We start from the raw sequence: 13874 nt of genomic DNA on the forward strand, positions 1-13874 counted from the left end.
CACCCCAGGTACGCGGCCCCGCCCATGACCATGAAGACCGTCTCGTCCAGCGGTGTGGAGAAGTTGTAGTGGCTGCGCACGCCGCGCGCGGCCTGGAAGACGATGGCCGAGATCTCCGGGACGACGAACCCGCCCACGACGACCGTGCCCAGCCACCACAACGTGCGCCGGAACCGTCCGGCCCGGCCGATCATCCAGGCCAGCGTGATCGCGTACAGGCCGAACGACACCGCGAACTTGAACGGTTTCAGCCACACCGCCTGACCCAGCAACGTCCGCTCGTCGACCGCGAGGCCGGCCACGCTGACGGCGGCCAGCACCGCCATGGCCGCCGCGCAGGCCGTGAGCGGCCCGTGCCAGTGCTCCCGCCGCTGCCGCAGGATCTCCATGATGTCTCCTTCACCTCGACCGGCCTCCAGCCTCCCGGCGGGCGAAGCCGCAGGCCAGAGACCTGATCACGAGGACGGCATGACATCGTCACGAACCGGACGTCCTGCGGCGGAAGCACCGAGACGGCGCTGTGATCTTCGCGCCCCATACTTCCCTGGTGATCCGCCGAACCCTTGCCGTCCCGGCTCTGGTGCTGCTCCTCGCCGGCTGCGGCCTGTCGTCCCTGGTGCCCTTCCGCCGTTTCACCGTGCCGAGCGAGTCCATGCAGCCTACGATCATGGCGAGTGCGGTGATCATGGTCAGGACGACCGATGAGTACGCGCCCCGCCGGGGAGACGTCATCGTCTTCGACGCGCCCGCGTACTGGCATGACGGCCGCTCCGGGCTGTCCCACGTCTCGCGGGTCATCGGGGTGCCGGGGGCCGAGGTGGAGTGCTGCGACGCGAGCGGGCGGCTGCTGGTGGACGGGGCGCCGCTGGAGGAGCCGTACCTGGCGGAGTCGCCCGCCTCCCGGCTGAGGTTCCAGATCCGGGTGCCGCAGGGCCGGATCTGGGTCATGAGCGACAACCGTGACGTCGCCCTGGACTCCCGCAGCCACCGGGGAGGCGGTGGTGACGGAACGATCGCCGTCTCCGACGTCATCGGTGTGGTGGACCTGTCGTAGCGGGCGCGTCAGGGGCCGTATCCGTCCGATTCGGGAGCGCTGTTAGGGTGTGCCCGGTCTAGGACGAGCCGGTCTGGTGTGGGCCGGTCCCGGCGGCCGGAGGGAATGATCATGGGACGCGCATTCCTGTTCTGGCATCCCTCGCAGGTCGTGGTGCTCGGCTTCGGCCTGGCCGTGACGGTCGGCACGGTCCTGCTCGCGCTGCCCGCGGCCACCACGTCGGGGGAGTCGGCGGGCTGGCTGGTGGCGCTGTTCACCGCCACCTCGGCCGCCTGCGTCACCGGGCTGGCCGTCGTCGACACCGAGTCCCACTGGTCCACCTTCGGCGAGGTGGTGATCGCCGGGCTCATCCAGGTGGGCGGGCTCGGCATCATGACGCTGGCCACCGTCTTCACGGTGATCATCTCCGGCCGGATCGGATTACGCGCCAAGTCGTTCGCGCAGGCGGAGACCAAGACGCTCAGCATGACGGACATCCGGGCGGTCGTCAGGAAGGTCGTGCTGTTCAGCCTGGCCTGCGAGGCGGTCGTCGCGATGGTGCTCGCCGGGCGCTTCTGGCTCGGGTACGACGAGTCGTTCGGCCGCGCCCTCTACCTCGGCTTCTTCCACGCGGTCTCGTCGTTCAACAACGCCGGGTTCGCCTTGTGGTCGGACAACCTCATGAGGTTCGTCGTCGATCCGTGGATCTGCCTGACCATCGCGGCGGCGGTCATCGTCGGCGGGCTCGGGTTCCCGGTCGTGTTCGAGCTGGTCAAGCAGTGGCGTCACCCCCACCGCTGGTCGGTGCTCACCCGGGTCACCGTGGTGGTCACGGTGGTGCTGCTGGTCGGCGGCACCCTCGTCCTGCTCGGCACGGAGTGGCACAACCCCGCGACGCTCGGCCCGCTCGACGACCCCGGCAAGTTCCTGGCCGCCTTCTTCGCCGCCGTCATGCCGCGCACCGCGGGCTTCAACAGCCTCGACATCTCCCAGATGTACCCCACGAGCTGGCTGGCCACCGACCTGCTGATGTTCATCGGCGGCGGCAGCGCCGGCACCGCGGGAGGCATCAAGGTCACCACGTTCGGACTGCTGGCCTTCGTCATCTGGGCCGAGATGCGCGGCGAGCCGCAGGTGAACGTCGGGCACCGGCGGCTGCCCGAGGCGGCCCAGCGGCAGGCGATCTCGCTCACCCTGGTCAGCGTGGCACTGGTGGCGGTCTCGACGTACCTGCTGCTGGCGCTCACCCCGCACAGCCTCGACCGGGTGCTCTTCGAGGTGGTGTCGGCCTTCGGCACGGTCGGCCTGTCCACCGGCATCACCGCCGACACGGGGGTGGCCGGTCATCTGCTGCTGGTGCTGCTCATGTTCATCGGCCGGACCGGGCCGCTGACCCTGGGCTCGGCCCTCGCGCTGAAGGACAGGACCCGCCGCTACCAGCTCCCGGAGGAACGGGTCATCATCGGCTGAGCTCCTTCTCGGCCAGAGCCCGGCGCGCCTCGCCGGCGACGACCCGCCGGTAGCCCTCCTCGCCGAGCCCCAGCACGTGCCGCAGCGCCAGCGTGTACGCGTGGTCGAACGCCTTGTCGGCCGGCATCTCGATGTCGGGCGCCACGCCCACGCCCTCCCAGTTGGTGCCCGTCACCGGGTTGATGGCGCGGCCGGTCGGGATCGCCGACTTCAGGTGCGGGCCGACCCGGTGGCGTCCGCCCGGATGGGCGCCGCCCCTGGTGCGCTCGCCCACCACCGTGGCCCGGCCGCGCGTCTGCAGGTCGTAGGCCAGCTCCTCCGCGCCGGAGAACGTCTCGGCGCTGGTCAGCACGTAGATCGGCTTGTCGGGGCCGAAACGCGGGCCTGGCACGTACGGCAGCGTCCAGAACTGCATGGTCTCGCCGCTCGGCCGGTCGAAGATCGAGTTGAGATGCGTCTGCGGCCAGCCGGTGGGGAACAGGTACGAGCAGATCAGGCTCACCATGCCCGGCGCGCCGCCCCTGTTGCGGCGGACGTCGAAGATCAGCACGTCGGTGTCGGCTATCAGCGTCATGGCCGCCGCCGCCCGCTCGCCCGCCATCTCCGGAGCGTGGAACAACCTCGTGTCGAGATAGCCGACGTTGCCCGGCAGGCATTCGACGCGGGCGACGCCGTAGCCGGACAGCGCCATCTCCTGCCGGTACGCCTCGAGGTCGAAGGCGTCGTGCTCGACCACCTCGTCCACGCTGTGGAGCAGCCGCAGGTGCTTGTCGCCGTTGACGGACTGCAGGTCGGCGGTGACCGCGGCGGCGAAGTCCTCGTCCGTCTCGATCCCGGCGTACGCGCCGGCGGCCAGCCGCTCGCGCAGGACGTCCGCGACCTGCTCGGCCACCTCGGGGAAGACGTAGTGCTCCTGGAGCTGGGAGCAGAGGGTGGCGATCTCGGGGGTCCACTTCATCCGAGTACATTAGCCCGGCTCCGCGCCTGTGCCCGGCCGGGGCCGAACTCTCAAGAAGGCGTATCGATCGGGCCCCTGCGCGTCAGGATTTCGTAGAGAAGACGCTGCCACGGGGTGGCTCCGGCGGAGAGTGGAGAACACACGCTCTGGAGGAGACCATGACCATCGGCGCAGACCTCGTCGAGCCGCCCCATACCGGCAACCGGTGCAGCCTCGGCATGGAGCAGTTCCACCACCCCCGTCCCGTCTGCCTGGGCGAGCGGAAGCGGCCGTGCCCGACCCCGCAGCGCAGGCGGCTCATGGCCGGGCTGACCGGGCGCGTGCTGGAGCTCGGCGCGGGCGACGGCGTCAAGCTCGCCTGCTACCCGCCCGCCGTGGACGAGGTCGTGCTCGTCGAGCCCGACCCGTTCCTGCGCGCGGCGGCCAAGGCGGTCGCGGCCGACGTGCCGGTGGCGGTGCGCGTCCTCGACGGAGACCTGGCGTCGCTGCCCGTCCCCGACGCCTCCTGCGACGCCGTCGTCTGCTCGCTCATCCTGTGCTGCGCCCCGGACGCGCGCGCCACGCTCGCGGAGGTGCGCCGCGTGCTGCGGCCGGGCGGCGAGCTGCGCTTCTACGAGCACCAGCGCTCCGGCATCCCGCCGGTGGCGCTGGCCCAGAGCCTGCTGACGCCGCTGTGGGCCCGCGTCTGCGGCGGCTGCCGCCCGGCCAGGGACGTGGTGGCCGAGCTGGGTCGTGCCGGGTTCGCCGTGCGCAGCCTCCACCGGTTCGCGTTCCGCCACGTGGGCCACGTGCTCGGCGCCGCCCGCCCTGCTTGATGGGAACGGCCCCGAGGCGTAGCGTGACTGATGACCAGATTTGGTCAACCAGTCAGAGCGAGGTGAGTGGTGGAGCGGGCGGACCGGATCCTCGACGCCGCCGAAGAGCTGATCCTCCGGCACGGCTACCGCAAGGTCACGGTCGAGGACATCGCGGCCCGGGCGGGCGTGGGCAAGGGCACGATCTATCTGCACTGGCGCACCAAGGACGAGGTGTTCGAGGCGCTCCTGCTGCGGGAGTCCATCGAGCTGGTCGAGGAGTTCATCGAGATGATGCGCCGCGACCCGTCGCTGGTGCGGCCGCACCGTTTCGCCCGTGAGTCCCTGATCGCCATGAGCCGCAAGCCGCTGCTCAAGGCGATGTTCACCACCGACCTCGACCTGCTCGGCAGGCTGGCCGAGCACCGGCTGCGCAGCCACGACCTGCTGGCCGCCGAGCGCGTCCACGAGGTGTCCGACCGGTTCGGGCTGCTGCGGACCGACGTCCCCCACCGTTCGTACACGATGACCGCCGCGCAGACCGGCTTCTACGTCTTCGACGGCCTCGAGAGCGGCGAGACCGAGCTCGACGTCGAGGCCAGGGCCGAGGCGCTCGCCTTCACCGTGCGGCAGGCCTTCGAGCCGGCCGCCGAACCACCCGACGAGGTGCTCGCCGCCGCGGCGGAGGAGTACATCTCGATCTTCCAGGAACTGATCCTGCCCTACCGCAAGTGGATCTACGACTAAGGAGGGGCGATGGCCGACATCGTCCAGCGGTACGACATCCCCAAGCAGCACACCTGGCTGCACGGGCCGCGCACGGGCGACCCCGTCGAGTTCGACGCCGGCGCCGGCATGTGGAACGTGTACGGCTTCCACGAGACGCAGGAGGTGCTCGGTGACCCCGCGACCTTCTCCTCCGACACCATGCGCATCATCCCCAAGGAGATGCTGGCCTCCTTCGAGGACTTCTCCCTGGAGGGCTTCCTCACCCAGATCGACCCGCCCGAGCACGGCAAGCTGCGCAAGCTCGTCAGCAGCGCCTTCACCCGCAAGGTCGTCGCCGACCTGGAGCCGCGGATCGCCGAGATCACCGGCGAGCTCCTCGACGCCGCCCGGGAGCGCGACCGCTTCGAGCTGGTGACCGACCTGGCCTACCCGCTGCCGGTCATCGTCATCGCCGAACTGCTCGGCGTCCCGGCCGGTGACCGCGCGCTGTTCAAGCGGTGGGCCGACGCGCTCTTCCAGCGCGAGGCCAAGGTCTCGCTCAACGAGCGGGACGCCGCCGCCGAGGCCGAGGTGCAGGCCGCGATGAAGCCGTGGCGGGAGATGTACGACTACCTCCAGGCCCACGTCACCGAGCGCCGCCGCGCACCCCGCGCCGACCTGCTCACCCGGCTGGTGCAGGCCGACGTGGACGGCGAGCGCCTGCCCGACGAGCAGGTGGTCAACTTCGGGATCATCCTGCTGCTGGCCGGCCACATCACCACGACGATGCTGCTCGGCAACACGGTGCTCTGCCTCGACGCCTTCCCCGAGCAGCAGGCACGGGTCCGGGCCGACCGGTCCGCGATCCCGGATGTGATCGAGGAGTCGCTGCGCTACTTCACCCCGTTCGCCGCCGTGGGCCGGTCCACCATGCGCGAGGTCGAGCTCGGCGGCGTGACGATCCCGGCCGACCAGATGGTCATGGTCTGGCTCGCGTGGGCCAACCGCGATCCGCGGCAGTTCGCCGCCCCGGCCGTCTTCGACCCGGGCCGCGACCCCAACCCCCACCTGGCCTTCGGCCGCGGCATCCACTTCTGCCTGGGCGCTCCGCTGGCCCGGCTGGAGGGGCGGGTGGCCCTCGACATCCTGCTCGACCGGCGCGCGGAGCTGCGTACCGATCCGGACGACCCCGTGAAGTTCATCCCCACCCCGACCATGACGGGCGTGCGCCGGCTCCCGCTGCTCTGATCAAGCACGGGTGGCCGCGGACAGGCGGCCGAGGATCTCGGTGAGGGTGGCGGCGCTGGTCGCGAAGTTGAGCCGGGCGAAGGACGCGGAGCCGATCGCGGTGTGCTGCGTGAACTCCGCGCCTTCGCTGAGCTTGACCCTCGCCAGGCGTTCCAGGCGGGTGGCGGGCTCGTCGGCGAAGGGCCCGCCGGAGAAGTCCAGCCAGCTCAGATACGTGCCCTGCGGCGCGTGATGGCGGGCGTCCCACGGCAGGCCCGCCGCCCACTTCGCGACCAGGTCGCGGTTGTGCTCCAGCGTGCGCAGCAGACCGGCCAGCCAGTCGTCGGACTCCCGCCAGGCGGCCACCGTGGCGACCCGGCTGAGCACGCTCGGCGTGCCGAAGAAGTCGAGCGGGGCCCTCTCCAGCGAGGCGCGCAGCCGGTCGTGGCCCACGTGGGCGACGGCGCAGCGCAGCCCCGCGATGTTGAACGCCTTCGTCGCCGAGGTCGTCGTGACCGTGCGCGCCGCGGCGGCCTCGCCGAGCGAGGCGAACGGCACGTGCCGGTGCGGCGCGTACACCAGGTCGGCGTGGATCTCGTCGGACAGCACCACCAGGTCGAGCTCCTCGGCCGCCGCCGCGAGCGCGCACAGTTCGGCGCGGGTCAGGACGCGACCCGTCGGGTTCTGCGGGTTGACGACCACGAGCATGCGGCAGCCCTGCTCCCGCAGGCGGGCGGCCAGGTCCTCCGACGGCGGACGCCACCCGTCCGCCTCCCACGTCATCGGCAGCGGCACGATCCGCCGCCCCGCGCGGGCGATGCTGGCCAGGAACGGCGGATAGGCGGGCACGTGGATCGCCACGCCGTCTCCCGGCGCCGTGGCGTACTCGATCATGACCTGCAGGATCTGCAGCAGGTCGGTGAACACCCGCGTGCGCCCCGGCGCGGGACGCCACCCGTGGCGCGCGGCCATGCGCTCCTCGAACGCCGCGACCACCGGGTCCTCGCCCGGCCAGTACGGGTAGCCGAAGTCCGCGCGCCGGGTGACGTCGATGAGGGCCTCCTGCACGGCGGGCGGCACGCCGAAGTCCATGTCGGCGACCCAGGCCCCGATGGTGTCCGGCGGCAGGGAGCCCCACTTGACGCCGTGCCCCGAGCGCAGGCGTGCGACGTCGACGCTCTCGAAGGCGTTCACCTGGCCGCGTCCTTCCCGGCGAGGATGGCGTCGCGCAGGATCTCCATCTGGCCGTGGTGCTGGGCGAGCTCCTCGTAGACGTGCAGCAGCGCCGCCCCCTGGGTCAGCTCCCGGGCGGGGCCGGCGAACGACGCGGGCGGCGTGCCCCGCAGCGGCCCGGCGGGGACGGCCGCGCGCACGTCCTCGGCGAGCCGGGCGCGTGCCGCCGCCACCCGCTCCAGCAGGGGGCCGACGGGGCCGGAGCTGGTGAACTCGGCGTCGCGGTCGCGCTCGATCGCACGTGCCGCCACGAGCGCCCCCGCCCAGTACGACATCACGCCCAGGCAGTGCGTGAGCAGCGCGTACGGCGAGTTGGCGCCGGGCTGCGGCCGGACGTTGGCCAGGTCGTCGCCGAGGTCCGCCACGATGCCGGCCATCCCGTCGAGGGCGCGGCCGGTGAAGTAGAGGTAGTCGTCGTCGGTGATCACATGGGCTCCTCGGCATGTAACCGGCTCAGTAGGTGTCATCAAGCTTGTGGCAGACTCCGGTAACCCGTCAAGATGGTGTCGTGAGCTTCCTCTTCGTCAGCGGAAACCTCGCCCTCGACTTCGCGGGCACGCTCAAATGGCGGCGCGGCGAGCCGGAAGAGCTTCTCGCCGCACCCGCCGACCTGGGGCGATGGGCCGTCGAGGCCGGGGTGACGACGGAGCGGCCGTCCGTGGGCGCCGCTGATCTGCGGCGGCTGCGCGCGCTGCGCGAGGCCGTCTACCGGCTCGTGACCTCCGCCATGCACGGCCGCCCCTGGCCGGACGACGACCTGCGCCTGGTCAACGCCGAAGCGGAAGGGGCGCCGCCGCGGCTGCGCCTGACCCCGGCGGGGGTCGTCCGTTCGGGCGACGCGGGCGCGCTCGCCTCCGCCGTGGCGCGCTCCGCCGCCGAGCTGCTCGGCGAGATCGGCGGGCTGCGCGTACGGGAGTGCGCGCGGGAGGAGTGCACGCGCATCTTCGTCGACCGCTCCCGGGGCGGCAACCGTCAGTGGTGCGGCATGGAGGAATGCGGCAACCGGGTCAAAGTGGCCAACTACCGCTCCCGCCGGTCGGGCACCGCCCCCCTCGGGGCGGCGCGCGGTCAGGACCCGCCGGTGAGCCGCTCCAGCACGTCGGAGAGGTGAGGCGGCTCCACATGGTCGGGCAGCGTCGCCAGCTCGGCGGGGGAGAACCAGCCGAAGCCCTGGTAGGTGCCCGACTCCTCGGCGGTCAGCGCGCTCGGCGTGACCTCGGGGCGGCCCGAGAACCGGGCCAGGTAGAACGGCTCCACCTTGACATAGCGGACGCCTAGCCAGGTGAAGTCACGCTCGACCGGCACCCAGCGGTCGATCACCGCCGCGCCGGGCAGCCCGGTCTCCTCGGCCAGCTCGCGGCGGGCCGCCTCCAGCGGCGTCTCGCCGGGATCGATGCCGCCGCCCGGCGGCTCCCACAACACCTGCCCGCTGACGGTGTCCTTCCAGCGCATCAGCAGCACGCGGCCGTCGCCGTCGAGGCAGAGCACCCGCGCCGCGGGCCTGTCCTGCGCCATGCGGCCTCCCCGTGTCAGCGAACGTGAAGCTGTCCTGAAGCAGATCGTAAGCCCGGCCGCCCACCATGAACGCATGACAGAGCACACGAGCGGCTACGCCCCCGTCAACGGCATGCGGATGTACTACGAGGTGCACGGGAGCGGCGAACCGCTGGTCCTGCTGCACGGCGCCTTCTCGGCGATCGGCACCTCGTTCGGCGCGCTGCTGCCGCACCTGGCCGAGAGCCGGCAGGTCGTCGCGCTGGAGTTCCAGGGACACGGGCGCACGGCCGACATCCACCGCCCGCTGTCGTCCGAGCTGCTCGCCGACGACGTCGCGGGCGTGCTGGAGCACCTCGGCATCCCGAAGGCCGACGTGTTCGGCTACAGCCTCGGCGCCGACGTCGCCTTCCACCTCGCGCTCAAGCGGCCGGAGCGGGTTCGCAAGCTCGTTCTCGCCGCCTTCTCGTACGCCGCCCACGGGCTCCACCCCGGCCTGTCGGACGGGTTCGAGAACCTGCGGCCCGAGCATCTCGCCGGCTCGCCCTTCCACGAGGAGTACCTGCGGCTCGCGCCCCGGCCGGGTGACTTCGCCGAGCTGGTGGAGAAGGTGAGCGCCTTCTCACGCGACGTGCGGGACTTCACGGCCGACGACGTGCGCTCGCTGGCCGCGCCCGCGCTGGTCGTCATCGGCGACTCCGACATCGTCAGGCCGGAGCACGCCGTCGAGCTCTTCCGCCTGCTCGGCGGCGGCGTGGTCGGCGACCAGGCGGGCCTGCCCGCCTCGCGGCTGGCCGTGCTGCCCGGCACCACGCACGTGACGCTCGTGCACCGGGCGGAATGGCTCGCGTCGATGGTGGCCGACTTCCTGGACTGAACGCGGCGACGCCGCCCGGTGCGAGCCCGGGCGGCGTCTCATGGCGGTCGATGGGCGCCTGTCGGTGGGTCGATCGGCGCCGGTCAGCCAGTGCCGGTCAGCCGGTGCCGGTCAGTCGGTGCCGGCCTCCATGGCGGCCTGGTCGAGCAGGGCCTCCTCGTCGGGGGCCTCGCCGCGGGAGGCGATGGCCTCGGCGCCGCCCTCCGGCATGTCGCCGATCAGCTCGGCCGCGGTCGTCTGCGGAGTGCCGAGCAGCGACGGGTGCGGGCTGCCGACCATGCCGAGCGCGGCGTACTGCTCCAGCTTGGCCCGGGAGTCGGCGATGTCGAGGTTGCGCATCGTCAGCTGGCCGATGCGGTCGACCGGGCCGAACGCGGAGTCCTCCGTACGCTCCATGGACAGTTTGTCGGGGTGGTAGCTGAACGCCGGCCCCGAGGTGTCGAGGATGGAGTAGTCGTCGCCGCGGCGCAGCCGCAGGGTCACCTCGCCGGTCACCGCCATGCCGACCCAGCGCTGCAGCGACTCGCGCAGCATCAGCGCCTGCGGGTCGAGCCAGCGGCCCTCGTAGAGCAGCCGGCCCAGGCGACGGCCCTCGACGTGGTAGGCGGACAGGGTGTCCTCGTTGTGGATGGCGTTGACCAGCCGCTCGTAGGCGGCGTGCAGCAGCGCCATGCCGGGCGCCTCGTAGATGCCGCGGCTCTTGGCCTCGATGACGCGGTTCTCGATCTGGTCGGACATGCCGAGGCCGTGGCGGCCGCCGATGGCGTTGGCCTCCAGCACCAGGTCGACCGGGGTCGGGAACTCCTTGCCGTTGATCGTCACCGGGCGGCCCTGCTCGAAGCCGATCGTGACGTCCTCGGCCGGGATCTCGATCGCCGGGTCCCAGAACTTCACGCCCATGATCGGGTCGACGGTCTCGATGCCGGCGTCGAGGTGCTCGAGCGCCTTGGCCTCGTGGGTGGCGCCCCAGATGTTGGCGTCGGTCGAGTAGGCCTTCTCCGTGCTGTCGCGGTAGGGCAGGCCGTGGGCGAGCAGCCACTCCGACATCTCCTTGCGCCCGCCCAGCTCGCTGACGAAGTCGGCGTCGAGCCACGGCTTGTAGACGCGCAGGGACGGGTTGGCGAGCAGGCCGTAGCGGTAGAACCGCTCGATGTCGTTGCCCTTGAAGGTGGAGCCGTCGCCCCAGATCTGCACGCCGTCCTCCAGCATGGCGCGCACGAGCAGGGTGCCCGTGACGGCGCGGCCGAGCGGCGTGGTGTTGAAGTAGGCACGGCCGCCGGAGCGGATGTGGAACGCCCCGCAGGCCAGGGCCGCGAGCCCCTCCTCCACGAGCGCCGCCCGGCAGTCGACCAGGCGGGCCACCTCCGCGCCGTACGCGGTGGCGCGGCCGGGCACGGACTCGATGTCGGGCTCGTCGTACTGGCCGATGTTGGCGGTGTAGGTGCAGGGCACTGCACCCTTCTCACGCATCCACGCGACCGCAACCGACGTGTCGAGGCCGCCGGAGAAGGCGATGCCGACACGTTCACCGACAGGAAGGGAATTCAGCACCTTGGACACGAGTAGAAGTATATACACACGAATGCATGATCATGCAACGTGGCCCGAGTAGATCGTTGGTCTTGCGGGGGTTTGTGCGACCACGCGTGCCTGGTCGCCGCCACGGGCGGAGGGTGGCGTAACACCGACGACGGGTGGGGCGTGCTCCTTCCCGGCGGCAGCACCGCGTTCCCGTTCGTGAAGGGCGCAAGCAACTGCGCGACGGTGTGGAGTCGGGCGAGTCGATCGCCGGCTTCTACCGCGTCGCCGTGCACTTCATCGCCGCGGGAAAACTGCCGCAGAATCCGCCTGCCGACCGATGAGCAGGATGCCTACGCCTAGGCCGTCTGTCTTGAGAAGGCCCGGTGGCGCCGTCTCGGCTCGCGCGACCGATCGTTAACTGATAACGACACATCTCAACACCACTCGCGCGGCGAGCATCGCAGAAGTTCGCCTACGGTGAGCAAGATCGACGGCGAGGGTCGGCGTCCACGGGACCGTTCATTGGAGCGTTTCGCATGTCTGCGAGGGCCGATCTACCGGGGAGGATCGGGTGCCAGGCTTCCGTCGGGGGCGATGTGATCGAAGATCTGGCCGATCAGCGTGATCACATGGGGGTCTTCCACCGCGTACAGGGTCCGGCGGCCGTCCCGGCGCGCGGCGATCAGGCCGGCCAGGCGGAGCTTGGCCAGGTGCTGGGAGACCGTGGCGATGCTGATGCCCGCGTGCGTGGCCAGCGTGCTGACGTCGTAGGAACCGTGGGTGATCAGCCACATCAGGTGCAGCCGTACCGGGCTGGCGAGCAGGGCGAACGTCTCGGCCGCCGCCCTCAGCTGCGCCGGGGTCGGCGGTGGGTGCTCGGCGCCGGGTGAATCCGGAGCGGGGGAGGTCGACATCGTTCCTCCATTGTCTCGCGCCGGCGGCCTGCCACTCACCCGATGTTTCGACACTTGCGCGATTTACGAAACGTGTGGAAGATTGAGGGCACTCCGAAGGGGAGTAGTCCGCAACGCCCGCACGTCGACACGCTGAGAACCTCGCGTTCTCCGGCGGCGGGGACCGGTCACCGGCCGGTGGACGAGACCTTCGGCCACGCAGTCATGCCTGGCCGAGTCCTCCCCGTGAGTGCCCGGCCGGGTCGTCCACCGCCCGGGAAGGACTTCTCCACGTGGTTCCCACCAAGCCGCTACGCCCGCTGCTGATCTGCGCGCTGCTCACCCTGCCCGCGCTCAGCGCCCGCGTGGCGGGCGTCCATCCGCCGCCGGCACCAGATGCCCAGCCTCGCCGCGCCGTTCCGCCGCCCGGGCACTGAGCGCAGCGCCGCTCAACCCGCGGCCCCGGTACTGGGCCCCGCGCCTACTGGCCGACCTGGCCCTGCCGCGCCACGCCCTGCCCATCACCACCACCCGGCGGCGCCGCGGCGTCGCCAGAAGGGACACCACAACACCATGAAGACCTCGACCTTGCGGCTGCTGGCCGACGCCCGCTCCGCCAAGGCGGGCGGCGAGCAGGCGATGGCCGCCCGGCAGCGGGCCCGCCTGACCGAACTCGTGGCCTGGGCGCGCACCCGCTCCCCCTACTACGAGCACCTGTACCGGGACCTGCCGGCCGGAGCGGCCGATCTGGCCCTGCTGCCGCCCACCGGCAAGCGCGAGTTGATGGCCGCCTTCGACGACTGGGTCACCGATGCGGCCGTCACCCTGGCCCAGGCACGGGCCTTCGCCGACGACCCGGCGCGCATCGGCCGGCCGTTCGCCGGCCGCTACACGCTGTCCACCACCTCCGGCACCACCGGCACGCACGGCATCTTCCTGCAAGACGCCCGCGCGGCCGCGGTGACCTCCGCGATGATGGCGCGGATGCTGGCCGGCTGGCTGAGCCTGCGGGACGTGGCCCGCATCGCGCGCGGCGGCGCCCGGATGGCGCTGGTGGTCCCCGAGGGCGGGCATTTCGCCTCCACCGTGGCCGCCGCCCGGCTGCGCGGCCGCTCCCGCGTCGCCGCCTTCAGCGTGCACCAGCCGCTGCAGGACCTGGTGGCCGAGCTCAACGCCTTCCGCCCGGCGGTGCTCGCCCCCTATGCCGGCATCGGCGCGCTGCTGGCAGGCGAGGCCGAGGGCGGACGGCTGCACATCAACCCCGCCCTGGTGATGCTCACCGCCGAAGGCCTGCCCGTCGGCGAGTACGCGCGCATCGCGGCCGCGCTGGGGGCGAAGGTGCGCACCAGTTACGCCTGCAACGAGTGCCCGTTCCTGTCCTACGGCTGCTCGCAGAGCTGGATGCACCTCAACGCCGACTGGGCCGTCCTCGAACCCGTCGACGAGCAGTACCGGCCGGTGGCGCCGGGCGAGCCCTCGCACACCGTGCTGCTGACCAACCTGGCCAACCACGTGCAGCCGATCCTGCGCTACGACCTCGGCGACAGCGTCCTGCTCCGGCCCGATCCGTGCCCGTGCGGCCACCCCGGCCCGGCGGTCCGCGTCCAGGGCCGCGCCGCCGACCTGCTCACCTTACCCCGCCCCGGCCCCGCGGGCGAACGAGCAC

At 71.8% G+C, this 13874-nt stretch carries 15 protein-coding genes and 1 pseudogene; 9 read left to right on the forward strand and 7 right to left on the reverse strand.

The genetic code is table 11. The features are described 5' to 3' along the window. A pseudogene (locus C1J01_RS37905) lies at nt 1-389 on the reverse strand (hypothetical protein); the annotation flags it as partial. Nucleotides 390-547: 158 nt separating this feature from the next. Between C1J01_RS37905 and lepB the strand changes: the two are divergent. After that, nucleotides 548-1054, forward strand: a complete 507-nt coding sequence (gene lepB / locus C1J01_RS37910) for a signal peptidase I (protein WP_181449195.1) — start codon at nt 548-550, stop codon at nt 1052-1054. A gap of 105 nt (nt 1055-1159) precedes the next feature. Then, complete coding sequence (locus C1J01_RS37915; RefSeq protein ID WP_111183788.1) at nt 1160-2503, forward strand: TrkH family potassium uptake protein; 1344 nt, start codon at nt 1160-1162, stop codon at nt 2501-2503. On the opposite strand, the gene C1J01_RS37920 is transcribed toward C1J01_RS37915, so the two are convergent. Continuing rightward, the gene (locus C1J01_RS37920; RefSeq protein WP_111183789.1) at nt 2493-3461 is read right to left on the reverse strand and encodes a S41 family peptidase; all 969 of its coding nucleotides are present in this window, start codon (nt 3459-3461) and stop codon (nt 2493-2495) included. The genes C1J01_RS37915 and C1J01_RS37920 overlap by 11 nt on opposite strands. Nucleotides 3462-3619: 158 nt before the next feature. Between C1J01_RS37920 and C1J01_RS37925 the strand changes: the two genes are divergently transcribed. The 3 genes from C1J01_RS37925 to C1J01_RS37935 all read left to right on the forward strand — a co-directional run bounded on the left by C1J01_RS37925 (nt 3620) and on the right by C1J01_RS37935 (nt 6211). Continuing rightward, the gene (locus C1J01_RS37925) at nt 3620-4276 is read left to right on the forward strand and encodes a class I SAM-dependent methyltransferase (RefSeq protein WP_111183790.1); all 657 of its coding nucleotides are present in this window, start codon (nt 3620-3622) and stop codon (nt 4274-4276) included. 69 nt (nt 4277-4345) lie between these two features. Further along, nucleotides 4346-5002 carry a TetR/AcrR family transcriptional regulator gene (locus tag C1J01_RS37930; protein ID WP_220040289.1) on the forward strand — a complete coding sequence of 219 codons (657 nt, stop codon included), beginning with the start codon at nt 4346-4348 and terminating at the stop codon, nt 5000-5002. A 9-nt stretch (nt 5003-5011) separates the two neighbouring features. Continuing rightward, entirely contained in the window at nt 5012-6211 is a 1200-nt protein-coding gene (locus C1J01_RS37935) for a cytochrome P450 (RefSeq protein WP_111183792.1), read from the forward strand. Here the strand turns inward: C1J01_RS37935 and C1J01_RS37940 are convergent, their stop codons facing one another. Then, nucleotides 6212-7384 (reverse strand): MalY/PatB family protein, encoded by a 1173-nt coding sequence (locus C1J01_RS37940; RefSeq protein ID WP_111183793.1) that lies wholly within the window; start codon nt 7382-7384, stop codon nt 6212-6214. Continuing rightward, nucleotides 7381-7851: a mycothiol transferase gene (locus C1J01_RS37945; protein WP_181449196.1), complete on the reverse strand. Its 471-nt coding sequence runs from the start codon at nt 7849-7851 to the stop codon at nt 7381-7383. The genes C1J01_RS37940 and C1J01_RS37945 overlap by 4 nt, the downstream gene beginning before the upstream one ends. 80 nt (nt 7852-7931) lie before the next feature. Between C1J01_RS37945 and C1J01_RS37950 the strand changes: the two genes are divergently transcribed. Next, nucleotides 7932-8534 (forward strand): CGNR zinc finger domain-containing protein, encoded by a 603-nt coding sequence (locus C1J01_RS37950; RefSeq protein WP_111183794.1) that lies wholly within the window; start codon nt 7932-7934, stop codon nt 8532-8534. Here C1J01_RS37950 and C1J01_RS37955 read toward each other — a convergent pair. Beyond that, nucleotides 8492-8938, reverse strand: a complete 447-nt coding sequence (locus tag C1J01_RS37955) for an NUDIX hydrolase (RefSeq protein ID WP_111183795.1) — start codon at nt 8936-8938, stop codon at nt 8492-8494. The genes C1J01_RS37950 and C1J01_RS37955 overlap by 43 nt on opposite strands. A 73-nt stretch (nt 8939-9011) precedes the next feature. On the opposite strand from C1J01_RS37955, the gene C1J01_RS37960 reads away from it, so the two are divergent. Continuing rightward, a complete protein-coding gene (locus tag C1J01_RS37960; RefSeq protein ID WP_220040291.1) occupies nt 9012-9794 on the forward strand; it encodes an alpha/beta fold hydrolase in 783 nt (260 codons plus the stop codon). Between the two features lie 111 nt (nt 9795-9905). On the opposite strand, the gene argG is transcribed toward C1J01_RS37960, so the two are convergent. Both argG and C1J01_RS37970 read right to left on the reverse strand, forming a co-directional pair. Next, nucleotides 9906-11354, reverse strand: coding sequence for an argininosuccinate synthase (gene argG, locus C1J01_RS37965; RefSeq protein ID WP_111183796.1), 1449 nt, complete (start codon nt 11352-11354; stop codon nt 9906-9908). A gap of 515 nt (nt 11355-11869) precedes the next feature. Next, nucleotides 11870-12229 carry an ArsR/SmtB family transcription factor gene (locus C1J01_RS37970; protein WP_111183797.1) on the reverse strand — a complete coding sequence of 120 codons (360 nt, stop codon included), beginning with the start codon at nt 12227-12229 and terminating at the stop codon, nt 11870-11872. A gap of 272 nt (nt 12230-12501) precedes the next feature. On the opposite strand from C1J01_RS37970, the gene C1J01_RS50435 reads away from it, so the two are divergent. Together C1J01_RS50435 and C1J01_RS37975 are read left to right on the forward strand one after the other, a co-directional pair. Beyond that, a complete protein-coding gene (locus tag C1J01_RS50435; protein WP_181449197.1) occupies nt 12502-12645 on the forward strand; it encodes a hypothetical protein in 144 nt (47 codons plus the stop codon). A 136-nt stretch (nt 12646-12781) separates the two neighbouring features. Beyond that, nucleotides 12782-13874 (forward strand): phenylacetate--CoA ligase family protein (locus tag C1J01_RS37975; RefSeq protein WP_111183798.1); only part of this gene is annotated, 1093 nt, incomplete at its 3' end.

The organism is Nonomuraea aridisoli (genome assembly GCF_003236395.1).
Classification (GTDB): domain Bacteria; phylum Actinomycetota; class Actinomycetes; order Streptosporangiales; family Streptosporangiaceae; genus Nonomuraea; species Nonomuraea aridisoli.